This is a genomic window from Lysobacter enzymogenes (genome assembly GCF_017168095.1).
GTDB lineage: Bacteria > Pseudomonadota > Gammaproteobacteria > Xanthomonadales > Xanthomonadaceae > Lysobacter > Lysobacter enzymogenes_D.
Genome location: NZ_LXSD01000297.1, coordinates 1 through 23,277, shown reverse-complemented (window position 1 = coordinate 23,277; position 23,277 = coordinate 1). Strand labels below are relative to the sequence as shown.

24 protein-coding genes and 1 pseudogene are annotated in these 23,277 nt (G+C 69.1%); 16 read left to right on the top strand and 9 right to left on the bottom strand.

Annotated features, from left to right (window positions below):
- Window positions 1–64: 64 nt before the first annotated feature.
- The 3 genes from A7A76_RS09625 to A7A76_RS09615 all read right to left on the bottom strand — a co-directional run bounded on the left by A7A76_RS09625 (window position 65) and on the right by A7A76_RS09615 (window position 3,058).
- On the bottom strand, window positions 65–1,054 hold the full coding sequence (locus tag A7A76_RS09625) for a patatin-like phospholipase family protein (protein ID WP_206410999.1): 990 nt from the start codon (window positions 1,052–1,054) through the stop codon (window positions 65–67).
- A gap of 212 nt (window positions 1,055–1,266) precedes the next feature.
- Complete coding sequence (locus A7A76_RS09620) at window positions 1,267–2,424, bottom strand: phospholipase A (RefSeq protein WP_206410998.1); 1,158 nt, start codon at window positions 2,422–2,424, stop codon at window positions 1,267–1,269.
- A gap of 148 nt (window positions 2,425–2,572) precedes the next feature.
- A complete protein-coding gene (locus A7A76_RS09615) occupies window positions 2,573–3,058 on the bottom strand; it encodes a DUF456 domain-containing protein (RefSeq protein WP_206410997.1) in 486 nt (161 codons plus the stop codon).
- A 215-nt stretch (window positions 3,059–3,273) separates the two neighbouring features.
- On the opposite strand from A7A76_RS09615, the gene A7A76_RS09610 reads away from it, so the two are divergent.
- Complete coding sequence (locus A7A76_RS09610) at window positions 3,274–3,483, top strand: cold-shock protein (RefSeq protein ID WP_057948016.1); 210 nt, start codon at window positions 3,274–3,276, stop codon at window positions 3,481–3,483.
- Between the two features lie 551 nt (window positions 3,484–4,034).
- Here A7A76_RS09610 and A7A76_RS09605 read toward each other — a convergent pair.
- The 3 genes from A7A76_RS09605 to A7A76_RS09595 form a co-directional block, all read right to left on the bottom strand.
- Complete coding sequence (locus A7A76_RS09605) at window positions 4,035–5,144, bottom strand: M35 family metallo-endopeptidase (protein ID WP_206410996.1); 1,110 nt, start codon at window positions 5,142–5,144, stop codon at window positions 4,035–4,037.
- Window positions 5,145–5,362: 218 nt separating this feature from the next.
- On the bottom strand, window positions 5,363–5,869 hold the full coding sequence (locus tag A7A76_RS09600) for a glycine zipper 2TM domain-containing protein (protein WP_206410995.1): 507 nt from the start codon (window positions 5,867–5,869) through the stop codon (window positions 5,363–5,365).
- Window positions 5,870–6,113: 244 nt separating this feature from the next.
- Window positions 6,114–6,566, bottom strand: a complete 453-nt coding sequence (locus A7A76_RS09595; protein ID WP_206410994.1) for a cytochrome c — start codon at window positions 6,564–6,566, stop codon at window positions 6,114–6,116.
- Between the two features lie 306 nt (window positions 6,567–6,872).
- On the opposite strand from A7A76_RS09595, the gene A7A76_RS09590 reads away from it, so the two are divergent.
- A complete protein-coding gene (locus tag A7A76_RS09590) occupies window positions 6,873–7,721 on the top strand; it encodes a tRNA threonylcarbamoyladenosine dehydratase (protein ID WP_206410993.1) in 849 nt (282 codons plus the stop codon).
- 130 nt (window positions 7,722–7,851) lie between these two features.
- Here the strand turns inward: A7A76_RS09590 and A7A76_RS09585 are convergent, their stop codons facing one another.
- Both A7A76_RS09585 and A7A76_RS09580 read right to left on the bottom strand, forming a co-directional pair.
- On the bottom strand, window positions 7,852–8,640 hold the full coding sequence (locus A7A76_RS09585; RefSeq protein WP_206411005.1) for a TatD family hydrolase: 789 nt from the start codon (window positions 8,638–8,640) through the stop codon (window positions 7,852–7,854).
- Between the two features lie 25 nt (window positions 8,641–8,665).
- Window positions 8,666–8,884, bottom strand: coding sequence for a DUF6116 family protein (locus A7A76_RS09580; protein WP_206410992.1), 219 nt, complete (start codon window positions 8,882–8,884; stop codon window positions 8,666–8,668).
- Window positions 8,885–9,097: 213 nt separating this feature from the next.
- Here A7A76_RS09580 and A7A76_RS09575 point away from each other — a divergent pair, with 213 nt between their 5' ends.
- The 6 genes from A7A76_RS09575 to asnB all read left to right on the top strand — a co-directional run bounded on the left by A7A76_RS09575 (window position 9,098) and on the right by asnB (window position 17,181).
- Window positions 9,098–9,928 (top strand): glycine zipper 2TM domain-containing protein, encoded by an 831-nt coding sequence (locus tag A7A76_RS09575; protein WP_277425805.1) that lies wholly within the window; start codon window positions 9,098–9,100, stop codon window positions 9,926–9,928.
- 370 nt (window positions 9,929–10,298) lie between these two features.
- A complete protein-coding gene (locus A7A76_RS09570; protein WP_206410991.1) occupies window positions 10,299–11,462 on the top strand; it encodes an acyl-CoA dehydrogenase family protein in 1,164 nt (387 codons plus the stop codon).
- Between the two features lie 169 nt (window positions 11,463–11,631).
- Window positions 11,632–12,189: a GNAT family N-acetyltransferase gene (locus tag A7A76_RS09565; protein WP_206411003.1), complete on the top strand. Its 558-nt coding sequence runs from the start codon at window positions 11,632–11,634 to the stop codon at window positions 12,187–12,189.
- Window positions 12,189–12,836 (top strand): glutathione S-transferase family protein, encoded by a 648-nt coding sequence (locus A7A76_RS09560; protein WP_343225309.1) that lies wholly within the window; start codon window positions 12,189–12,191, stop codon window positions 12,834–12,836. Before A7A76_RS09565 ends, A7A76_RS09560 begins: the two co-directional genes overlap by 1 nt.
- Window positions 12,837–12,958: 122 nt before the next feature.
- Complete coding sequence (locus A7A76_RS09555; RefSeq protein ID WP_241200841.1) at window positions 12,959–15,196, top strand: thiamine pyrophosphate-dependent enzyme; 2,238 nt, start codon at window positions 12,959–12,961, stop codon at window positions 15,194–15,196.
- Between the two features lie 5 nt (window positions 15,197–15,201).
- Window positions 15,202–17,181 (top strand): asparagine synthase (glutamine-hydrolyzing), encoded by a 1,980-nt coding sequence (asnB, locus tag A7A76_RS09550; protein WP_206410988.1) that lies wholly within the window; start codon window positions 15,202–15,204, stop codon window positions 17,179–17,181.
- 173 nt (window positions 17,182–17,354) lie between these two features.
- Here the strand turns inward: asnB and A7A76_RS09545 are convergent, their stop codons facing one another.
- Window positions 17,355–18,230 (bottom strand): YgfZ/GcvT domain-containing protein, encoded by an 876-nt coding sequence (locus A7A76_RS09545; protein ID WP_206410987.1) that lies wholly within the window; start codon window positions 18,228–18,230, stop codon window positions 17,355–17,357.
- Between the two features lie 30 nt (window positions 18,231–18,260).
- Here A7A76_RS09545 and A7A76_RS25855 point away from each other — a divergent pair, with 30 nt between their 5' ends.
- From A7A76_RS25855 to A7A76_RS09505, 8 genes and pseudogenes are all read left to right on the top strand, one after another.
- Window positions 18,261–18,479: a DUF1674 domain-containing protein gene (locus tag A7A76_RS25855; protein ID WP_206410986.1), complete on the top strand. Its 219-nt coding sequence runs from the start codon at window positions 18,261–18,263 to the stop codon at window positions 18,477–18,479.
- 103 nt (window positions 18,480–18,582) lie between these two features.
- The gene (gene sdhC / locus A7A76_RS09535) at window positions 18,583–18,978 is read left to right on the top strand and encodes a succinate dehydrogenase, cytochrome b556 subunit (RefSeq protein ID WP_206410985.1); all 396 of its coding nucleotides are present in this window, start codon (window positions 18,583–18,585) and stop codon (window positions 18,976–18,978) included.
- Entirely contained in the window at window positions 18,975–19,373 is a 399-nt protein-coding gene (sdhD, locus tag A7A76_RS09530) for a succinate dehydrogenase, hydrophobic membrane anchor protein (protein WP_206410984.1), read from the top strand. The genes sdhC and sdhD overlap by 4 nt, the downstream gene beginning before the upstream one ends.
- A 42-nt stretch (window positions 19,374–19,415) precedes the next feature.
- Window positions 19,416–21,170: a succinate dehydrogenase flavoprotein subunit gene (sdhA, locus tag A7A76_RS09525; protein WP_241200840.1), complete on the top strand. Its 1,755-nt coding sequence runs from the start codon at window positions 19,416–19,418 to the stop codon at window positions 21,168–21,170.
- Window positions 21,171–21,185: 15 nt separating this feature from the next.
- A complete protein-coding gene (locus tag A7A76_RS09520; RefSeq protein WP_206410982.1) occupies window positions 21,186–21,974 on the top strand; it encodes a succinate dehydrogenase iron-sulfur subunit in 789 nt (262 codons plus the stop codon).
- Between the two features lie 265 nt (window positions 21,975–22,239).
- Window positions 22,240–22,659, top strand: a complete 420-nt coding sequence (locus tag A7A76_RS09515; protein WP_206410981.1) for an MAPEG family protein — start codon at window positions 22,240–22,242, stop codon at window positions 22,657–22,659.
- A 47-nt stretch (window positions 22,660–22,706) separates the two neighbouring features.
- Window positions 22,707–22,979: a succinate dehydrogenase assembly factor 2 gene (locus tag A7A76_RS09510; RefSeq protein ID WP_206410980.1), complete on the top strand. Its 273-nt coding sequence runs from the start codon at window positions 22,707–22,709 to the stop codon at window positions 22,977–22,979.
- A gap of 79 nt (window positions 22,980–23,058) precedes the next feature.
- A pseudogene (locus A7A76_RS09505) lies at window positions 23,059–23,277 on the top strand (hypothetical protein); the annotation flags it as partial.

Genomic DNA, 23,277 nt, shown 5'->3' with positions numbered 1-23,277 from the left:
AGGAGCGGCGCGAGCCGCGACCGCGCCACTACAACAACGACGCAACCTCCCGCTCCCCTCGCACCTACAACTTCTTCGCCAACTGCGCCAGCAGCTTCTTCGTCGCCGGCCGCGTCAGATACTCCTTAGCCAACGTCTCCAACGCCAACACATTCGTCTCGCTGGTGTCGTCCAGATCGTCCAGCCCCACCAGCAATTCCGCCTGCATCCGGTAATACCCGTCGCCGACCAACTGCCGGGCGATGTAATCCACCGAATCGGTATTGCCGTCGAACAACACATCGATGATCGGCACCGCCCACTCCAGCGCGCCCCAGCTGCGCGCGGACTGCAGGTCGATGCTGCGGGTGCGCTCGCCGGTGCCGACCGACAGCACCACCAGGTCGCGGCTGTTGTCGACCCGCGCGTCCTTGCGCAGCGCCTCGGCGATCGCGCACGCGGTGGGGTTGTTGGCGACCACGCCGCCGTCGATCAGCGCGCAGTCGCGGCCTTCCACCCGCATCGGATGCGCCGGGAAATAGGTCGGCGCCGCGGTCGAGGCGCGGCAGACCTCCCACACCGGCAGATCGCGGTGCTGCGGATCGAAACTCTTGAAGATCACCGGCGTGCGGGTGATGGTGTCGTAGCTGGTCACCAGCACCGGCGCCTTGAGCTGGCCCAGCGTGGTCTCGCCGAACACCTGGCGCAGCACCTGCGCGATGCCCAGGCCGTCGTAGCGCGGCGCCGAGAAGCCGTCGCTGACCAGGCGATTGGCGCGCGACCACAGCCGGCCGGCGAGGTTGGGGAAAATCGTATGGCGCTGCTCGCGATACAACTGCGCCAGCGCTTCGGGCGAGAATCCCGCGGCCAGGCCGCACGCGACCAGCGCGCCGGTCGAGGTGCCGGCGAGCAGGTCGAAACTCTCCAGCAGGCCGGACTTGCCGCCGGCCGGAGCCTTTCCGGCCGGGGTCTTGCGCGTTTTCGCCAGCGCGCTTTCCACGCCGGCCAGCCAATGGCAACTCACCAGCCCGCGGATGCCTCCGCCGTCCAGCGAGAGGATGCGCCGCATCTTCATCGAGGTCTCCGTTCGAGCGGGCAGGGTAGCGCGGGGCTCGCGTCGGCCACGGCGGCCGGCGTCGCAGTTTGCAGGTTCGCCGGAAGCGGCATGCGCTACCTGTAGGAGCGGCGCGAGCCGCGACCGCGCCAACGCAACTACGCCGCAACTTTCGCCGCAGCTGCGTTGTCGCAGACGCGCCTCGCGCCGCTCCTACAGCGGCTCCGGCCGGCTCAGTACCACTCGAGCAGGGAAATGCCCAGGCCGATGTAGGTGGCCTTGTGGTTGTAATCGATCAGGCTTTCGCCGTACCCGTCGAAGATCTGCAGGTGCCCGCGCAACTGGTTGTGGATCGGAAAGCCCCAGTCGAACTGCAGCGCCCCGTGCGAGCGGTCGCCGCCGCGCAGCGAGTGCCGCGCCATCAGCGCGAACTCGTGGCCGCCGCGGCGATGGACCAGGGTCAGGTCGCCGCGGCCCATGTAATCCTCGATGTCGGGATTGTCGTCGTCGTTGCCGTCGGAAATGCGATACCACGGGCGCAGCGTCAGCGCCCAGTCCTCGCGGTCCAGGCCGATGTTGAACATCACCCGGTTCCAGCTGCGCGAGAGCGGATCGGCGCGGCCGTTGGACTGGTGGTTGAGCCCGACCGCGAACATGCGCCCCTTCCAGTCGCCGATGCGGTAGTTGTTGCGGAATACCAGCAGCACTTCCGGCTCGTAGTTGGTCTCGCGGAACGGGCGCGAATCCTCGCCGTTGTAGACCTGCCAGCGCGAGGACTGGGTGTAGCCCATCCACAGGTCGCCGTTGTCGCCGAACAGGTTCTCCGCCGCCTTGGTCTTGAAGCTGATCTGGAACTTGGCCTCGACGCTGTCCAGCGACTGCGGCTCGGTCACGGTGTTGCGCGGGTTGGGCGAGTGCGGCCGCGTGTTCGGGTCGTCGTTCCAGAACACCGGCAGCAGGTACACCGGCTTGTAGGCGCGGAAGTTGAACAGGCCCAGCTTGGAGTCCTTGGCCAGTTCCCAGCGGCTGTCGAGCAGGCCGCCCTTGCCGGCGTTGGCGATGGCGTCGCTGAGCGGCGCGTCGTGCGCGAACACGCCGCCGGCGCCGGCCTGGCGCGCGCGCTCGACCACGCCGGGCCTGGGCTTGCCGGCCAGTTCGTCGCTGAGTTCCAGGTTCTGCTGGATCGCCTTGGCCTCCTTGGCGGCGATGTCGGCCTGGCGCACGCCGCCGCCCTGGCGGCCCAGCGCCGCGTCGTAGCAGGCCAGGCGGTCGGCGTCGACGGTGATGGCCAGGCAGGCCTGCGGCGTGGCCGGCGTCGGCGCGGTCTGCGCCGACGCCAGCCAGGGCGCGGCGGCCAGCGCGGTCAACAGCAAGGGGCGGGCATGGGGCATGGCGAAAGTCCTGCGTGGGGGGCGCGTGCGTCGGCGAAGGCGGGCGACGGCGGTCGCTGAGGGCCGCGGCGCGCGGCGCCGCAGTCTTGCATCGCCGCGCGAACGCAGTGTGAATCCAGCGTGGCCCGCAGGCTCAGGCCATAAGGTCTCAAAAGAACCACGCGAACGCGAACACGCCGACCATCGCGAACGCCAGGCCGAGCTTGAACACCGTGCCCACGATGATGCCGACCCAGGTGCCGATGCCGACCTTGGTGGCCTGGTCGAGCTGGCGGGTGTGGATCCACTCGCCGAGCAGCGCGCCGACGAAGGGCCCGACGAACACGCCGATCAAACCGAACGCCAACCCGGCGAAGGTGCCGATCACCGAACCGATGATCGCCAGCCGGCTGGCGCCGACCCGCTTGGCCCCCATCGCGGTGGCGACGAAGTCCACCACCACCGACAGCACCGTCAGCACGGCCAGCACCGTGAGGGTGATCCAGCCGACTTTCTCGAACCCGGACACCCAGGCCGCCAGCAGCATTCCGCCGAACACCAGCGGCAGGCCGGGGAGTGCCGGGAGTATCGTCCCGACGATTCCGACGATCACCAGAACTGCGGCCAGGATGTAATAAAACGTGTCCGGATTCATGCTTTCTCCCTGCCCGGACGGGCGGTCCGGGGCGGTTTGCATTTTGACCGATGTCGGGGTACGTTGCGGGCGCTGCGTTTGCCAAGGGTCACCGTGAATCGTGGCCCGATGCGGTAGATCCACCGATCCGCTACATCGTTGCACCTCGCTTCCTCCTTGCAACCAGCACGCGCGCGTTCGCGTTAACAACACCACGTTTCAGGGAGAGAGTAGCGATGTCCGGGAAAGAAATCGGAACCGTCAAGTGGTTCAACGATGCCAAGGGTTTTGGCTTTATCAGCCGCGAAAACGGCGAAGACGTCTTCGTGCATTTCCGCGCCATCCAGAGCCAGGGCTTCAAGAGCCTGAAGGAAGGCCAGAAAGTGTCGTTCACCGTGGTCCAGGGCCAGAAGGGCCTGCAGGCCGACGCGGTCGAACCGATGTAAGACGCTTCATGCTTCATGTTGCGGCGCCGCATAGCCGGCGTGCCGCATAGAAAAGCCCGGCTCAGGCCGGGTTTTTCTTTGCGTATACTTTCGATGGCAATCACAAATACGATTATCGGCCCGAGCGCGTCGCCGCCGCGGTAATCGCGGCGGTCGAACGGCCGCATACAGGCATAAAGCGGCGGGGACCGTCCCGATCCCCGCACGCCGCGACCGCCGTCCGTGGCCGCCGGCACCTTCCCTGTGCCGGCGATGCGATCCGGCGAGCCCATCCTCGCCCCGCGCCGGTATCGCCGCGCGCCGTCCCTGGCATGCAGAGCCTGCCTGCGGAGCGTGCAGCGGGCCTCGCCTCCCGTGCCGTCTCCGTCGCCGTCCTGGCGGGCCACGCGCTTGCTGCGCCGGCTCGAAACATCCAACGCATCGAGCGCGCCCGCGGGGTTGAGTTCCGACACAAAAAAAACGGCCCGCACGAGGCGGGCCGCCGGTAGCGTCGGCGATGCGGCGGCAGGCGCCGCCGCATCGCTTCGGCCGGGTTCGAGCTTGCTGCCGGTTCAGTTCTGGAACGGGGTGTTTTCGGCGAAGTACTCGTGGTTGTCGGCGTTGTCGAGCGCGTTGGTCGGATTGCTCGTGGCCAGGCTCTTGGCCGCGGACTGACCGTAGGCGTGGTCGTCGGTGCCGGCCACCACGGTGAAGTGGCTCATCTCGTGGACCAGGGTGCCGGCCTTGGAGTCGGTGCCGGTCAGCGGCGCGTTCCAGAACGCGTTGCACACGTAGATCTGGTACGGCTGGTTCGCATACACGTAGGCGTAGGCGCTGCTGGTGCAGCCGCAGTTGATGGTGATCTGGCCGTTGCTCTGGTCCAGCGCGGTGTCGATGGCCTGGAAGTGCGAGCGCGCGGTCGAATAGCGGCTGGAGGTGTAGGCGCCGAACCAGGTGGTGTAGCGCGGGCCGACGGTGCCGCCGTTGAGATAGCCCTTGGCGTTTTCGGCGTAGGCGCGCGCCTGCACCACGGCCTGGCCGGCGCTGCTGGTGCGCGCGCTGGTGCAGCCGACGTAGTTGACGCCGTTGACCACCGCCTTGGTGCCGGTGTCGGGCTTCTTGGCCGCGGCGAGGCCGGCGCCGCCGAGGCGGTCGACGCCGTTGACCCACAGCTGCAGCGGCGCGCTCTGCGCGCTCATCGGCAGGCCGTTGGCCTGGTGCAGCATGACCCGGTCGGAGGTGGAGGCGTGCTGCAACGGCGCGCGGAAGGCGACCACGTACTGGCCGGTGCGCGACAGGTCGTAGCCGGCCGCGAGGTCGACGGTGCGGCGCACGGTCTGGCCCGGCTGCAGGAGGGTGAAATCCTTCGCTTCCGGCAGGCCGCGCTTGACCATCTTGCCTTCGTAGGCGACCGGCTCGCCGTTGAAGCTGATCGAGAACAGCTTGGCGTCGAACTCGTTGTCCGGCAGCTGCCACGAGGGCAGGCGCACCGTCTTGCGGCTGGTGTTGGTGATGCTGATCTCGACCGCGCCGAGGAAATCGTCGCCGGCGCCGGTGGCGGCCACGATGCCGACGCGCAGCGGATTGTTCTGTCCGGCCGACGGCGGCGTGGCCACGGCGGCGGCGATCGCGCCCGACAGCACGGCGCCCACGGAAACCACATGCACGAAGCGAAGGTTCATTCCGATCTCCTGATCTTGCGATGACGAGGCCCGCGGTACGGGGCGCAACGACGCTAGCGCAGGGCCGGGCCGGTGAAGAGATCGATTAGTGCATTAGTTCCGCGGCCAATCGTGATGGGGTTGGTGGACTTGAAACCTGGCGGACACAAAAAAAACGGCCCGTGATGCGGGCCGTTTTTTCTCGTTACATTGTTTCATCGCGCCCGCGGGCGCGGCGCTCAGCGGATGTAGACGCGCCCGTTGGCCACGCGCACATAGGTGTTCTCGCGGATGCCGTCGAGGTTCTTCTGGGTGACGACCTGGGTGCGGCCGTCGTCCATGCGCACGTAGACGTTGTAGCTCGGCGCCCCGACCCGGTTCTGGATGGCGTTGCCGGCGACCGCGCCGGCGACCGCGCCGGCCACGGTGGCGCTGTTCTTGCGGCCGGTGCTGTCGGTGTGGTCGTCGGCGATCTTGCGGCCGGCGACCGCGCCGACCAGACCGCCGAGCACCGCGCCGGTGGCGCTGGGGGCGGTGCTCTGGGTGCTGATCTGCTCGATCCGGGTGACGACGCCGCAGTCGTAGCAGCGGTTCTGGTTGCCATAGCCCGGCTGCGGCTGCTGCGGATAGTTGTTGTAACCGCCGCCGCCATAACCGCCGCCGCCATAACCCGAGGTGGCGCAGCCGGCCAGGGCCAACGAAGCCGCCGCAGCGACGCCCAGCAAACGGATGTTCTTGGTATTCATTGCAGGCTCCTGCGTGTGTGCGATGCGAAGTGGCGAACCGTCGCCACGCGCTTGCCAAGCTAAAAGCCGCCACGTGAACGGGTGTTCAATTTCGGCGCCCTGACGGTGCCGGTTGGAGTACGCGTTCAGGTTGCGCGAGGCGACCGGTCGTGCAGCGTCGGGCGCGGATCGGCGCCGGCCCGAAACGAGAACGGCGCGACCCCGGGGGTCGCGCCGTCGCGGTGTCGCGATGAGGCCGCTGCGCTCAGCCGCGGAAATCCTGATGGCAGGCCTTGCAGGCCTCGCCGATCTGTTCGGCCACGGTGGTGACGCCGGCGCAGCTCACCGGCGGATTGGCCAGGGCGTTGTCGAGCGCGGCGCGCATCTTGGCCGAATGCTGGGAGAAGCGCGGATCGTCCTTGAGCCCGGGGAAGGCCGGGTCGAGGTCGTCGGCCATCGTGCGCAGGGTCTTGATGTGCGGCAGGGTGTCGGTGGCGGCGCAGCGGTTCTGCTTGACCTTGCCGCCCAGCTCGCCCAGATGCCAGGCCTGCACGTGCATGACGCTGTCGGGGAAATGGTCCTTGCGCTGATTCAAGGCGTTCATCGCCATGACCGTGGCGACGATGCCGCCGACCAGGCCGATCAGAAACAGGAACAGGTACTTCGAACCATTGCCTTTGCGCTTCGGCGCGGCGGCGGTGGGCTGGGTGTCGCTCATTGCCTGGCCTCCATCCAAGATCGCGGCACGATAGCACGCGCGGATGTGAGCTTCAGATCACGCGCGGCGCGGGGGCGGGCAGGGCGGAGGCGATGGTGCGCGGCGGGTGCGCGCGAATGCGAGGCGCCGGAATCGGGCTTGGAAACGGGTTCGGAATCGATCCGTGCCCCGGGGTTCGCGGCCGCGATGGGTCGCAGGGCATGTGGCCGCGGCCACGCGCGCGGCGGCCGCACCGGCACGCTCGCAGCCCGCTGTTTTCTACGCCCCGCAGCGGCGATTGCGGCCGCGACGCTTACAATGGCCGCAATGAACGCCATCGCTTCCGACTCGTCCCCATCCGCCGCCGACTCCTCCGCCGACGCCATCTGGCAAGAGCGCTTCGCCGGCATCGACCGGCTCTACGGCCAGGGCGCCGTCGCCCGCTTCCGCCAATGCCGCGTGGCCGTGGTCGGCATGGGCGGGGTCGGCTCGTGGGCGGTGGAAGCGCTGGCGCGCACCGGCATAGGCCACCTGACCCTGATCGACGCCGACGACCTGTGCGTGTCCAACACCAACCGCCAGTTGCCGGCGCTGGCCGGCCAGTACGGCCGGGCCAAGGTCGAGGCGATGGCCGAGCGCTGCCGCGCGATCAATCCGGCGATCGACGTCGATGCGGTGCAGAGTTTTCTGACCCCGTCCAATCTGTCCGAACTGCTCGACCGCGATTTCGATCTGGTCCTGGACGCCTGCGACAGCTTCCGCAGCAAGGTCGAGCTGATCGCCTGGTGCCGGCGGCGCAAGCGGCCGGTGATCGTGGTCGGCTCGGCCGGCGGCCGCACCGATCCGACCCTGGTGCGGATGCGCGATCTGTCGCGCACCGAGCACGACGCGATGCTGGCGCTGATCCGCAAGAAGCTGCGCAGCGAGTTCAACTTCCCCAAGAACGCCAGCCGCTACTTCGGCGTGTCGGCGATCTATTCGCTGGAGAACGTGAAGTACCCGCAGCCCGACGGCACGGTGTGCGGGCTGCGGCCGAAGCTCGACGGCGACGCGGCGCTCAAGCTCGATTGCGGCGCGGGGCTGGGGGCGGCGACGCACATCACCGGCGTGTTCGCGTTCGCGGCGGTGGGCAGGGCGTTGGAGATCTTGTTGAAGGGCAAAGCGCCGGCGGTTTGATTCGCGGCGTCTGGCCGACAAGCGTCGGGACTGAAGTCCCTCCCGCAAGAGCACGGCTGAAGTCGCTGCAGGCAGCGATCTGTGGGATGGGCTCGCTGTGGTGGGGGCGTTTGTTTTTGTGGGAGGGACTTCAGTCCCGACGCTGTTCGGTCGGCGCTTGCGCATCCAGCCCGAACAATCGCCGCGCATTGGCCGAAGTCGCCTGCGCCACGTCCTGCGCCGACACGCCGCGCAACTGCGCGATGGTCGCGCAGACCTCCGCCAGCCGCGCCGGCTCGTTGCGCTGGCCGCGGATGCCGGCGTCGGGCTGGTCCGGCGCGTCGGTTTCCAGCAACAGGAACTCCAGCGGCATCGTCGCCGCGATCCGCCGCAGCCGTTGCGCGCGCTCGTAGGTCACCGGCCCGCCCAGGCCGAGCAGGAAGCCGTGCTTCCACAACTGCTGCGCCTGCTCTTCGCTGCCCGAATAGCTGTGGACCACGCCGCGCAGGCCGCCGACCCGGCGGATCGCGGCGATCACCGCATCCACCGCGTGGCGCGCGTGCACGATCAGCGGCAGATCGAACTCGCGTGCGAGTTCCAGCTGGCCATCGAAGTAGAACGACTGCGCATCGCGGTCCAGGCCTTCGACGTAGTAGTCCAGCCCGCACTCGCCGACCGCGCGCGGGCGCTCGCGCTGCAGCCATTCGCGCAGCAGCGGCAGGTGCTCGCGGCGGTGCGCGTCGAGGAACATCGGGTGCAGGCCGTAGGCCGGATGCAACCCCGGCGAGGCGGCGCAGACCTCGCGCAGCTTGGGCCAGCCGGCCGCGTCGATCGCCGGCACCACTTGCGCCTGCACGCCGGCGGCGCGCGCGCGCGCGACCACCTCGGCGCGGTCCGGGTCGAACTCCGGCGCGTCGAGGTGGCAGTGGCTGTCGATCAGCACGGCGGGCCCGCTGCGGCGCGGTTCAGCGCGGCGCCGGCGGCGGCTCGACGCTCGGCTGCTTGCGCTTCTTCCAGTTGGCCAGCAGCAAGGTGCCCAGGCCGAGCAGGAGTTCGTCGATGAACGGGATGACGTCGGGCACCACCAGGTCCAGCGCGAACAGGCCGGCGGTCAGCAGGAACAGCCGCGGATAGCTCAGGCGGCCGAGGAAACCCATCAGGGGAGCGAGCAGCGGATTGGCCATGGCGGTGAAAGGCTTGTGATGCAGTTGGCAAACACGCTAGCACGCGGCCGGCGCGGGGTTCATTCCTCGGACAGATTGACGCGAAAAAGCCCCGATTCAATAGGCACCGGTTCAGCTTTCCGGTGGTGGAATTACTCCGCCCAACGCGATCTTTACGTTTTGTAAGGATCGTTCCGACGACCACCGCGGTTCCCCCGCTGCAGGAGGCTCCAAATGAACAAGAACATGATTGCCGTCGCGATTGCGTCGCTGCTGGTAGGCGGCGTGGCGGTAGCGGCCTTCCAGAGCTTCCGCGGTCCCGCCGCTCCGGCCGCCGCGATCGCCCCGGCGCCGCTGCAGCCGGTGCCCGACGCGGCCAACGGCGCCACCCCGGCCGGCGACCTCGCCGCCACCGGCGCGATCAACACCCAGCCGCAGGTCGATTACGCCGACGTGGTCAACGTCAAGCCGATCAACCAGAAAGAAAAACTCTATGCGACCGTGATCGGTACCGATCCGGTGCGCGAGACCAACACCGTCTCGACCCCGCGCGAAGTCTGCGAGGACGTGGTGGTGCAAGAGCGCCTGCCCGAGCGCGACGGCAACGTCGGCGGCACCGTGGTCGGCGCCGTGGTCGGCGGCCTGCTCGGCAACCAGATCGGCAAGGGCAACGGCCGCAAGGCCGCGACCGCCGCGGGCGCGGTGGCCGGCGGCTTCGTCGGCAACCGCATCGACCGCAATCACGTCGGCGGCCGCGTGGTCAACAAGACCGAGCGCCAGTGCCACACCGTGTCGGATACCTCGCAGTCGAGCAAGGTGGTCGCCTACAACGTGACCTATCGCAATCCCGACGGCACCACCGGCACCATGCGCACCGAGACCAAGCCCGGCAGCCGCATCTCGCTGGGTTCGGAAAACAAGGTCGTCGGCTACAACGTGACCTACCGCTACCAGGGCCAGGAGCAGACCGTGCGCATGGACGAGCGCCCGACCCAGCGCCTGCCGGTGGTCAACGGCCAAGTGGTGACCCAGACCGCCGCGCTGGCGGCCCCGGGCCGCGGCTGATCGGTCGGCGCCCGCAGCGGGCGCACGCGTCGCGACGAAGCGGGGCCGGTCGAACCGGCCCCGTTTTTTTTTGCGTGAAGGGCTGCGCGAAAGAATAAATTTTCTGCGCGGCGGGGCGGCAGGACATTCGCGGCACTATTTTCTGCGCGATCGCCGCCGCGCGTCGAAGGCGTTCGCGCGCGCGGCCGAAATCCCTTGAAAACAGCGCTCCCGCGCAACGCCGCCGGCGCCTGCGCGTACGCACGGAAACCGCTTCCGCCGGCGCGATCCGCGCCGCGTCCGCGATTATCCGCCCGCCGTGGCCTTACCCCGGCTTCGCCCGGCCATTACAATGGCCGTCTTTCTGCCCCGAACAAGGTCTCTGAGCGCGATGGCCCTGCATCCCTACGATCTTTACGACGTCCGTTCCCTGCTCAGCGAAGAGGAGCGCGCCGTACAGGACACCGTGGCCCGCTTCACCGACGAGCGCGTGATCCCGATCATCGGCGATGCCTTCGATCAGGGCCGGTTTCCCAAGGAGTTGATCCCGGAGATCGCCGGGCTCGGCCTGCTGGGTTCCTCGCTGCCGGAGCAGTACGGTTGCGCCGGCCTCAACGCGGTCAGCTACGGCCTGATCTGCCAGGAGCTCGAGCGCGGCGACAGCGGCATCCGCAGCTTCGTCAGCGTGCAGTCCTCGCTGTGCATGTACCCGATCTATGCCTACGGCACCGAGGAACAGCGCATGCGCTGGCTGCCGGGCATGGCCCGCGGCGAGATCATCGGCTGCTTCGGCCTGACCGAACCGCACGGTGGTTCCGACCCGGCCAATATGAAGACCAACGCGAAGAAGGACGGCGCGGACTGGATCCTCAACGGCTCGAAGATGTGGATCACCAACGGCAACCTCGCCGACATCGCGATCGTCTGGGCGCAGACCGAGGACGGCATCCAGGGCTTCGTGGTCGAGAAGGGCATGCCCGGCTTCGCCGCCCAGGAAATCAAGCACAAGATGAGCCTGCGCGCGTCGGTGACCTCGTCGCTGTTCTTCGACAACGTGCGCGTGCCCGACGCCAACCGCCTGCCCAACGTCAAGGGCCTCAAGGGCCCGCTGGGCTGCCTGACCCAGGCCCGCTACGGCATCACCTGGGGCCCGATCGGCGCCGCCGTCGCCTGCCTGGACGAAGTGCTGGGCTACACCAAGGAACGCATCCTGTTCGACCGTCCGGTCGCGGCCACGCAGTCGGCGCAGATCAAGATGGCCGAGATGGCGCGCCGCATCACCCTGGCGCAGTTGCTGGTGGTGCAGCTCGGCCGGCTCAAGGACACCGGCAACATGCAGCCGACCCAGGTCTCGCTGGCCAAGTGGAACAACTGCCGCATGGCCATCGACATCGCGCGCGAATGCCGCGACCTGCTCGGCGGCGCCGGCATCACCACCGAGCATTCGGCGATCCGCCACGCGCTGAATCTGGAGTCGGTGATCACCTACGAGGGCACCGAGACCGTGCATCAGTTGGTCGTGGGCCGCGAGCTGACCGGGATCAACGCGTTCTGAGGCCGCGCCGCGCGATGCGGCAACGCTGTTCCTTCTCCCGCGTGCGGGAGAAGGTGGCCCGAAGGGCCGGATGAGGGCGCAGGTAGAGGCCCTCACCCCAACCCCTCTCCCGCAGGCGGTGGAGGGGCTTTGCAACGCCGAGCGAGCTCTTGGGGAGCCCCGATCCATGATGACGATCGCCGACATCGAACTGGAAACCCCGCGCCTGATCCTGCGCCCGCCGCGGCTGGAGGATTTCGACGCCTGGGCCGATTTCATGAGCGCCGGCGATTACCTGCGGTACATCGGCGGCCCGCAGCCGCGGCCGGTGGCGTGGCGCGGGATGATGTCGGTGATCGGCTCCTGGGCCGCGCTCGGTTATGGCTTCTTTTCCGTCTTTGAGAAAGCCTCCGGACGCTGGATCGGCCGGCTCGGCCCGTGGCAGCCGGAAGGCTGGCCGGGCACCGAAGTCGGCTGGGGCATCGTCGAGAGCGAAGGCGGCAAGGGCTACGCCAGCGAAGGCGCGGCCGCCGCCATCGATTGGGCCTTCGACCACCTGGGCTGGAGCGAGGTGATCCACACCATCGACGCCGGCAACCTCGCCTCCAAGGGCGTGGCGCGCAAGCTCGGCTCGCGCTATCTGCGCCAGGACCGACTGCCCGAACCCTTCCACGAGAAGGAAGTGGAAGTGTGGGGCCAGAGCCGCGAGGAATGGCGCGCGCGGCGCAAGGCCGGGGCGGCGGCGTGATCACCGTCCACGGCTTCTCGCCGTCCGGCAACTGCCACAAGCTGCGCCTGTTGCTGGAACAGCTCGGCGAGCGCTATCGCTGGGTCGAGGTCGACAGCAGCCGCGGCGAGACCCGCAGCGCGCAGTTCCTCGCCCTCAATCCCAACGGCAAGGTGCCGGTGGTGGATTTCGGCGACGGCCGCACGCTTAGCGAATCCAACGCGATCCTCTATTACCTGGCCGACGGCAGCGAGTTCCTGCCGGCCGACCTGTGGCAGCGCGCGCAGGCGCTGAGCTGGATGAACTTCGAGCAATACAGCCACGAGCCGTATATCGCCGTGGCCCGCTTCATCGCCGGCTGGACGCCGCCGGATTCGCCGCGCCGCGCCGAGCTGCCGGCGCTGCGCGAGCGCGGCCACCAGGCGCTGGCGGTGATGGAGCGCCACTTGCAGGCCAATGCCTGGTTCACCGGCGAGCGCTACGGCATCGCCGACATCGCCTTGTTCGCCTATACCGACGTCGCCCCGCACGGCGGCATCGCCCTGGACGCGTATCCGGCGCTGCGCGCCTGGCTGGCGCGGGTGCGCGCCACCGCGGGCTTCGTCGCCTTGCCCGAACCCGACGCGCAGGCGGCGCAACGCATCGCCGCCAGCAACGCGTCTTCTTGAATTCCCCCAATCGTGCCGGCCCGAACCGGGCGGCGGAGTCCCCGATGTCAGCGCAACCGCAGTCTTCGATCTTCAGCCAGACGCCGAACTTCAACCCGGTCGCGAGCCCGATTCCGGCGCGCATGAAGGGCCTCAACCGGGCCGAGATCTGCGACGTCAATTTCGTCGAGTTCGTCAAGGCCTGGAACGGCCGCAGCGACGCGCGCCCGGCGCCGAACGAAGCGATCCTCGACGGCAGCGCGCTGGACGCGCGCGGCTTTCGCGAACTGTTCGAATCGCAGCTGATCAGCCGCCACCTCGACCTGATGGCGCGGGTGCTGCGGGTGCAGAACAAGGTCTTCTACACCATCGGCTCCAGCGGCCACGAAGGCAATGCGATGGTCGCGCGCGCGGCGCGCCACACCGATCCGGCGTTCCTGCACTACCGCAGCGGCGGCTTCATGGCCGAGCGCTTCCGCAAGCTGCCGGGCATGGACCCGGTGATGGATTCGGCGCTGTCGTTCGCCGCCAGCGCCGAAGATCCCGCCTCCGGCGGCCGCCACAAGGTGTGGGGCAGCAAGCCGTTGTGGGTGCTGCCGCAGACCTCGACCATCGCCTCGCATCTGCCCAAGGCGCTGGGCACCGCGGTCGCCATCGAGACCGCGCGCCGTCTCGGCCACGGCCTGCCGATCCCCGACGACAGCATCGCCATCTGCTCCTTCGGCGACGCCTCGGCCAACCACGCCACCGCCCAGACCGCGTTCAACGCCGCGGCCTGGACCGCCTACCAGAAGCTGCCGGCGCCGGTGCTGTTCGTGTGCGAGGACAACGGCATCGGCATCTCGGTGAAGACGCCCGGCGGCTGGATCGGCAACCGCTTCCGCAGCATGGACGGGCTGGATTACTTCGCCGCCGACGGCCTCGACCTGGCCAGCGGCTACGCCGACGTGCAGCGCGCGGTCGAGCATTGCCGCAGCACCCGCCGGCCGACCTTCCTGCACCTGCGCACCACCCGGATCATGGGCCACGCCGGCACCGACTTCGAAATCGAATGGCGCTCGGTCGAGGAGCTGTGCGCGGTCGAGGCCAGCGACCCGCTGCTGCGTTCGGCGGCGATCGCGCTGGAATCGGGGCTGATGTCGAAGGACGAGGTGCTCGATCTCTACGAAGCCACGCGCAAGCGCTGCTTCGCCGCGGCCGAAGAGGCCGACCGCCGGCCGAAGATCGAAACCCTGGAGCACGTGATCGCGCCGCTGGCGCCGTATACGCCGGCCGCGGTCCAGGCCGAAGCCGAGCGCGCCGACTACGCCGAGCGCCGCGTGCAGGCCTTCGGCGGCGAAGCCAAGCTGCCCGAGGCGCAGCCGCCGCGGCACCTGGCGATCCAGATCAACAACGCGCTGCACGACCTGTTCGCCAAATACCCCGAAACCTTGCTGTTCGGCGAGGACGTGGCGCAGAAGGGCGGCGTCTACACCGTCACCAAGGGCCTGCAGAAGGCGTTCGGCCCGCGCCGGGTGTTCAACACCTTGCTCGACGAGACCATGATCCTCGGCCTGGCCCAGGGCTTCGCCAATATCGGCCTGCTGCCGATCCCGGAAATCCAGTACCTGGCGTACTTCCACAACGCCTGCGACCAGATCCGCGGCGAGGCGGCGTCGCTGCAGTTCTTCAGCAACAACCAGTATCGAAACCCGATGGTCGTGCGCATCGCCGGCCTGGGCTATCAGCGCGGTTTCGGCGGACACTTCCACAACGACAACTCGATCACCGCGCTGCGCGACATTCCGGGCCTCGTCGTGGGCTGCCCCTCGCGCGGCGACGACGCGGCGACCATGCTGCGCACCCTGACGGCGCTGGCCAAGGTCGACGGCCGCGTGGCCGTGTTCCTGGAGCCGATCGCGTTGTACATGACCAAGGACCTGTACGAAGCCGGCGACGGCCAGTGGCTGACCTCGTACCCGGCGCCGGACCAGGCCATGCCGCTGGGCGAGGGCCGGGTGTATGGTGACGGCGACGACCTGGTGATCTTCACGTATGGCAACGGTGTCCCGATGAGCTTGCGTGCCGCCCGGCAGATCGAGCAGTCCCACGGCTGGAAGGCCCGCGTGGTCGACCTGCGCTGGCTGGTGCCGCTCAACGACGCCTACATCGCGCAGCAGGCGCGCGGCGCCCGGCGCGTGATCGTGGTCGACGAAGGCCGCCGCAGCGCCGGCGTGGGCGAGGGCGTGATCACCGCGCTGGCCGAGGCCGGCTTCGGCGGCGTGCCGATGCAGCGCGTGGTCGGCGTCGACACCTACACCCCGCTGGCCGGCGCGGCGTTCCTGGTGATTCCGGGCGAAGAGGACATCGTCCGCGCCGCCGATTTGCTGGCCAAGGGCTGACGCCGATGTGCGGACTGGCCGGACTGCTGCGTCCGCGCAACGATCTCGACCAGGAGCACCTGCACGCGCTCGCCGCTTCGATGGGCGAGGCGCTGCACCATCGCGGCCCCGACGACGACGGCGTCTGGGCCGATCCGCAGGCCGGCGTCGCGCTCGCGCATCGCCGGCTGAGCATTCTCGATCTGTCGCCGCTGGGCCATCAGCCGATGGCCTCGGCCGACGGGCGTTTTGTCGTCGCCTACAACGGCGAGGTGTACAACTTCGCCGAACTGCGCGAGCAACTGCGCGGGCTCGGCCACGGCTTCCGCGGCCATTCCGACACCGAAGTGCTGCTGGCGGCGGTCTCGCAGTGGGGCGTGGAAGCGGCGATCGCGCGCTGCAACGGCATGTTCGCCATCGCCCTGTGGGACCGCGAGCGCGCCGAACTGTGGCTGGCGCGCGACCGCGTCGGCAAGAAGCCGCTGTACTACGGCTGGGCCGGCGACACCCTGGTGTTCGGCTCCGAACTCAAGGCGCTGTGGCGGCATCCGCAGTTCGACAACGGCGTCGACCGCGACGCGCTGGCGCTGCTGCTGCGCTACGACTACGTGCCTTCGCCGTACTGCATCCACGCCGACACCTGGAAGCTGGCGCCGGGCGCGATCGCGCGCTTCGACGCCGCGAGCGTCGCGCGCGGTCCCGGCGCGCACGACCCGGCGCGCGACCAGCAGCGTTATTGGGACGCCGCCGAACGCATGCGCGCGGCGATCGCCGAACCGTTCGACGGCGACATCGACGCCGCCGAGGACCGCCTCGACGACCTGCTGCGCGAAGCGGTCGGCCTGCGCATGGTCGCCGACGTGCCGGTCGGGGTGTTCCTGTCCGGCGGCACCGATTCGTCGGTGGTGACCTCGCTGATGCAGGCGCTCAGCGCCAAGCCGGTGCAGAGCTTCACCATCGGCTTCGAAGGCTCGCACCACGACGAAGCGCCGCTTGCGCACGAGGTGGCGCGACACCTGGGCACCGCCCACACCGAGCTCTACGTCAGCGGCGGCGACGCGCTGGCGGTGGTGCCGCGCTTGCCGGCGATGTTCGACGAGCCCTTCGCCGACGCCTCGCAGGTGCCGACCGCGCTGGTGTGCAAGCTGGCGCGCGACCTGGTCACGGTGGCGCTGTCGGGCGACGGCGGCGACGAATTGTTCTTCGGCTACAAGCGCTACGAGCGCGCGTTGCGCAACCTCAGCCTGTTGCACCGGGTGCCGGCGCCGCTGCGGCGCTGGCTGGCCGGGCGCGCGCAAGGCCACGGCGAGGCCTCGCGCGCCGGCGGCTTCGCCGCGTTCGCCGCGGAAATGGGCGCGCGCGGGATCGGCGACGTCTATCGCAACCGGATCGTGCGCTGGCGCTTCCCGCAGGCGGCGGTGCCCGACGCGCGGCTGCCGCCGACGATGTACGACCTGGCCGAACCGCTCGACGGCCGCGGCAGCGCGGCCGACGCGATGATGCTGGCCGACTACAGCGTCTACCTGCCCGACGATCTGCTGTGCAAGGTCGACCGCGCCAGCATGGCGGTCGGGCTGGAGGCGCGCGCGCCGCTGCTGGACACGCGCGTGGCGCAGTTCGCCTGGTCGCTGCCGCTGCACTACAAGCGCGGCGACGACGGCGGCAGCAAGCATCTGCTCAAGCGCGTGCTCAAGCGCTATCTGCCCGACGCGATGGTCGACCGCGGCAAGCGCGGCTTCGGCGCGCCGGTGTCGCAATGGCTGCGCGGCGACCTGCGCGAATGGGCGCAGACGCTGCTGGATCCGGACAAGCTGCGCGCGCAAGGCTATTTCGACGTCGACCTGATCGACGGCCTGTGGCGCGCCTTCGTCGACGGCGAGAAGCGCTGGCACACCCATCTGTGGAACGTGCTGATGTTCCAGGCCTGGCACGAGCATTGGCGGTCGCAGCGCGACCATGCCGGGGATGCATTGGCGCAGGCGACGAGCGGCGAGGGTGGGTTGTAGCCAGCGCGCCGCGGTTGCGTACGCTGCCTGTAGGAGCGGCGCAAGCCGCGACCGCGCCAACGCAACCGCGGCGCGAGTTTCCTATCGCGAACGTCGTGCCGCATGCGACGGGATGGAGCGTGTCGTCGTAGTTGGATTGGCGCGGTCGCGGCTTGCGCCGCTCCTACAGGAGGCTAGCGGGCCAGTCCGTCGAGCAGGGGGATTTCCTGCGCGGGCTGTGCGTCGATGGACGCCGCGCCGTCCGCGCGCTCCAGCGGCAACACCGCCAGCGCCAGATGCGTCGTGCCGTCGCTGGCGCTGGCCGCCACCGTGCCCAATGCCGCGCTCTCGCCGCGCACTTCCGCGCCGGCCTCGACCGGGGCGGGGCCGGCGAACAGCGCCAGCCCGCGCTTGGCCTTGCCGAGGAAGTGGGTGCGGGCGACGATTTCCTGGCCCGGGTAGCAGCCTTTCTTGACGCTGTAGCCGCGCAGCCGGTCCAGCGACAGCTGCTGCGGGGTCCATTGCTCGGCCTGCGACGCGGGCAGGCGCGGCAGGCCGTGGCGCAGGTCGGCCAGCGCCCATTGCGCGGCCAGCGCGGCGTCGGCGGCCGCGGCCTGCGCGGCGGGCACGATGCGCAAAGCGCGCGCGGCGCCGTCGCCGCTCATGTCGATTTCAAGCGAATCCTCGGCATCGCCGGCGACAGCGGCGCCCGCGGCCTGTTCCGGCGCGCCGAAGCGGCCCTCGATCACGCGGTCTTCACGCAGTTCGATCGCGACCTTGCTGCGGAACACGAAACGCTTGAGCGCCTCGACCAGCGCGGCGGCATCGGCGTCGGGCACGGCCAGCCAGATGCGCTGATCGGACAGGCGCAGCAAAGCGAACAGGGCGATCACCCGGCCTTTGGGCGTAAGCCAGCCGCTCCACTGCCAATGGCCGTCGGCCAGGCCTTTGACGTCGTTCATGAACTGCGCCTGGGCGAAAGCCGCGGCGTCGCGGCCCTCCAGGGCGATGAGTCGCTGGCCGGGCAGGGCGAAGGCCTGTCCGGGCAAGGCTTGCGGGTTGTCAGGCATGGGGGCCGGGAATTAATATTTAACGCTGTGATGATAGGCGAAACCACCCCGGAAGCACGTTCGGACGACGCGTCCGAGACCCCGGCGACTCCCGTTTCCGAAACGGGAGGCCACTCGCCTTCCGCCAAGGACGTTCCCGACGATACGGCTGACACGCAGCCGCTTCCGAAGGAGCACGGTGGTCGCGAGGGTCTCGAACCGACCCGCTACGGCGACTGGGAAAAGAACGGACGTTGCATCGACTTTTAGTCGATAGGTCCGCTCGGCTCGTTTTTCAACAGCACCCCACACCGGCGTTCCACACGCCCCCCGCCACGCGGCGCCGCCGCCCAGCCGAGATTGCCATACCCTCATGGCGAACCGCGAACGACCTTTGTCGCCACACCTGCAGGTTTACCGCTGGCAGGTTCAGATGGTGACCTCGATCCTGCACCGCGCGACCGGTGTCATCCTTTCCATCGGCGCCCTGCTGATCGCCTGGGGCCTGACCGCCCTGGCCGCCGGGCCGCAGGCGTGGGCGGACTTCATCGCCTGCGCGCGCTCGCCGCTGGGCTTCCTGATCCTGTTCGGCTGGACGTGGGCGTTCGCCTACCACCTGCTCAACGGCATCCGCCACCTGGTCCAGGACGCCGGCTTCGGCTATCGGGTCCAGACCTTCGTCCGCAGCAGCTGGACCAGCGTCATCGGCAGCCTGGTGCTGACCGCGCTGATCTGGATCGTGGCGATGATGTCGCGAGGTGGCGCATGAGCATCTTCAGCCAGAAAGAACTGCGCACGCCGCTGAAGTCGGCGCGCGGCCTGGGTTCGGCCAAGTACGGCACCGAGCACTTCGTGGTCCAGCGGGTCACCGCGGTCGCGCTGGTGTTCCTGTGCCTGTACGTGCTCGGCCTGATCGTGTCGTGGATCGGCGGCGACTACGCCAGCGTCCGCGCCAGCGTCGCCCATCCCTGCAACGCGGTGCTGCTGAGCGCGTTCGTGATCGCGATGTTCTGGCACGCCCGGCTCGGCCTGCAGGTCGTGGTCGAAGACTACGTGCACGCGCCGCTGCTCGCGGCCGCGACGCAGATCGCCATCGTTTTCGTTTGCGCACTCGCGGCCCTGGCCAGCGTGCTCGCCATCATCCGCATCGCGCTGGGAGCCTGATCCGTGGCCTCTGCCTACAAGATCCAAGAACACACCTTCGACATGGTCGTGGTCGGCGCCGGCGGCGCCGGCCTGCGCGCCACCTTCGGCCTGGCCCAGAAGGGCCTGAAGACCGCCTGCATCACCAAGGTGTTCCCGACCCGCTCACACACCGTCGCGGCGCAGGGCGGCGTGGCCGCGGCGCTGGCCAACATGGGCGACGACAACTGGAAGTACCACTTCTACGACACCGTCAAGGGCTCGGACTGGCTCGGCGACCAGGACGCCATCGAGTACATGTGCCGCGAGGCGATTCCGGCCATCATCGAGCTCGAGCACTACGGCGTGCCGTTCTCGCGCACCGACGACGGCAAGATCTACCAGCGCCCCTTCGGCGGCATGACCACCAAGTTCGGCAAGGGCCCGCCGGCGCAGCGCACCTGCGCCGCGGCCGACCGCACCGGCCACGCCATCCTGCACACCCTGTACCAGCAGTCGCTGGCGCACGACGCGCAGTTCTTCATCGAATACTTCGCCCTCGACCTGATCATGGACGAGCACGGCGCCTGCCGCGGCGTGCTCGCGCTCGACATGGCCGAAGGCACCCTGCACCTGTTCAAGGCGCAGGGCACGGTGCTGGCCACCGGCGGCTACGGCCGCGCCTACTTCAGCGCCACCTCGGCCCACACCTGCACCGGCGACGGCGGCGGCATGGCCCTGCGCGCCGGCCTGGGCATGCAGGACATGGAGTTCGTGCAGTTCCACCCGACCGGCATCTACGGCGCCGGCTGCCTGATCACCGAAGGCGTGCGCGGCGAAGGCGGCATCCTGCGCAACGACAGCGGCGAGCGCTTCATGGAGCGCTACGCGCCGAGCGTGAAGGACCTGGCCCCGCGCGACATGGTCAGCCGCGCGATGACCATGGAAATCCGCGACGGCCGCGGCGTCGGCGAGCACAAGGACCACATCCTGCTCGACCTGACCCACCTCGGTCCCGAAGTGATCCACAAGAAGCTGCCGGGCATCGCCGAATCGGCGCGCATCTTCGCCGGCGTGGACGTGGAGAAGCAGCCGATCCCGGTGATCCCGACCGTGCACTACAACATGGGCGGCATCCCCACCAACTACCACGGCGAAGTGGTGCAGTTGCGCGACGGCAACCCCGACGCGGTGGTGCCGGGCCTGTACGCGATCGGCGAAGCGGCCTGCGTGTCGGTGCACGGCGCCAACCGCCTGGGCTCGAACTCGCTGCTCGACCTGGTGGTGTTCGGCCGCGCGGTCGCCAACCGCTGCGCCGAAACCATCGTCCCGGACGGCAAGCAGGCGCCGCTCGCGGCCGATGCCTGCGACGTCGCCCTGGCGCGTCTGGACAAGCTGCGCAACGCCAGCGGCAGCACCCCGACCGCGGTCATCCGCGACAAGATGCAGCGCACCATGCAGGCCGACGCGGCGGTGTTCCGCACCAGCCAGACCCTCGCCGAGGGCGTGGCCAAGATGCGCGACATCCACGCGTCCTTCGCCGACGTCAAGGTCACCGACCGTTCGATGGTGTGGAACTCGGACCTGATCGAAACCTTCGAGCTGGCCAACCTGCTCGACCAGGCCCTGGTCACCATCGTTTCGGCCGAGAACCGCAAGGAATCGCGCGGCGCGCACGCGCACGAGGATTTCCCCGAGCGCGACGACCACAACTGGCAGAAGCACACGCTGTGCTGGGTGGACGAGAAGGGCAACACCCGCATCGACTATCGCCCCGTCCACATGCAGCCGATGACGGGCGATGTCGAATCGATCCCGCCGGCCAAGCGCGTCTACTGATCAGGAGCCGCCGACATGGCCCAATTCTCACTGCCGAAGAACTCCAAGATCCAGAAGGGCCGCCACTGGGCGACGCCGGGCGCCAAGCAGCCGCGCACCTTCAAGGTCTACCGCTGGAACCCCGACGACGGCATGAACCCGCGCGTGGATACGTATGAGGTCGATCTGGCCTCGTGCGGCCCGATGGTTCTGGACGCGCTGATCAAGATCAAGAACGAGATCGACCCGACCCTGACCTTCCGCCGCTCCTGCCGCGAAGGCATCTGCGGTTCGTGCGCGATGAACATCGACGGCACCAACACCCTGGCCTGCACCCGCGCCATCGCCGACTGCGGCGACGCCAAGGGCGAGGTGCCGATCTATCCGTTGCCGCACATGGACGTGGTCAAGGACCTGGTTCCGGACCTGACCCACTTCTACGCCCAGTACGCCTCGATCCGCCCGTGGCTGCGCACCCAGAGCCCGACCCCGTCGGACCGCGAGCGCCTGCAGTCGCCGGCCGACCGCGAGAAGCTCGATGGCCTGTACGAGTGCATCCTGTGCGCGTGCTGCTCGACCAGTTGCCCGAGCTACTGGTGGAACGGCGACCGCTACCTCGGCCCGGCGATCCTGCTGCAGGCCTACCGCTGGATCATCGATTCTCGCGATGAGGACACCGGCGCGCGCCTGGACGACCTGGAAGATCCGTTCAAGCTCTATCGCTGCCACACCATCATGAACTGCGCGCGGACCTGCCCGAAGGGCTTGAATCCGGCGCAGGCCATCGGCGAGATCAAGAAGCTGATGCTGCAGCGGCGGATTTGATCGGTCCGCTCTGACCGGCCGGAACGGTCCGACCGGCCGCGACGATCCCCAGGCTGGGCGAAACCGACGCCGCCGCCCGTTCGCGGGCGGCGGCGTTTTCGTAAGCGCAGCGCCGACGCCGCGGCACGGCCGCGCCGCATCGGCCGCAAGTGCAGTGGCGGCGGCGCCGGGTTTGACGGAGGATGCGCGCTGGCGCCAGCCGCCGCATCGTCTTGCACGCCGTCACCGCCGCGCCGCGCGCGGCCTTTCAGGGAGCGACCGACCGATGGACACGAAAGCGATCTTCCTTCCCGCGCTGGCGATGGCCGCGCTGACCTGCGTGGTGTGGCTGCGCATGCTCTACGTGCGCATCGGCCAGATGAAGCGCGAACGCATCCATCCGCAGTCGGTGGCGACCTCGGCGCAGGTAGTGGCGAAGCTGACCGAATCGCGCGCCGCCGACAATTTCCGCAACCTGTTCGAACTGCCGGTGCTGTTCTATCTCGCGCTGACGGTGGCCGCGTTCAACGGCTTGCACGACGCCGCGACCCTGGCCCTGGCCTGGCTGTTCGTCGCCCTGCGCATCGCCCACAGCGCGATCCAGTGCGGCTACAACAAGGTCATGCACCGCTTCTATGCCTACGCCGCCGGCGGCGCGGTGCTGTGGATCCTGTGGGCGCGGATCGGCTTGGGCCTGCTGGCGTAAGCGGGCATCGGCCGCCGGCGCGGATTTTGCGATTGCAGGAGATTTCGATGAGCGACACACCTTCCGCCGACGAGCGCGACGAACTCGAACTGCGCCGCCTGCGCTGGCGCTGCCGCCGCGGCATGCGCGAACTCGACCAGTTGTTCGGGCGTTATCTCGACCGCGCGTGGCGGCAATCCTCCGACGAGGAGCGCGGGGTTTTCCTACGCCTGCTGGAAACCGAGGACGATAAGCTCTGGCACTGGTTCATGGGCCACGAGGCGGCGCAGGATGCGCGATTGCAGGCATTGGTGGAGAAGATCCGCAACCTTCCGGTCTGAGGCCGATGCGGCTGCGAAGTCACGGCCGGCGTCGGCATCGGGACGCGTGCGCGAAAGCGCGGGCGCCGCATCGGCTGCGTTGCGCGCGATCGTGCGGCGGTGCGGACGCGCGGCCGGATCGATGTCGGCGAAGCTCGTCCGCGACGCCGGCGCCGCAGCGGCCGCCGAGCCTGCGCCGGGCTGCGTCGACTGGCGCCCCTCGCGCCTGCTCGCCGCCGGCCTGGTCCTGATCGGCCTGCTTGGCGGCTGCGCCGTCGTCGCCAGCGAATGCCCGCCGCGTCTGGCCTGGCCGCTGGCG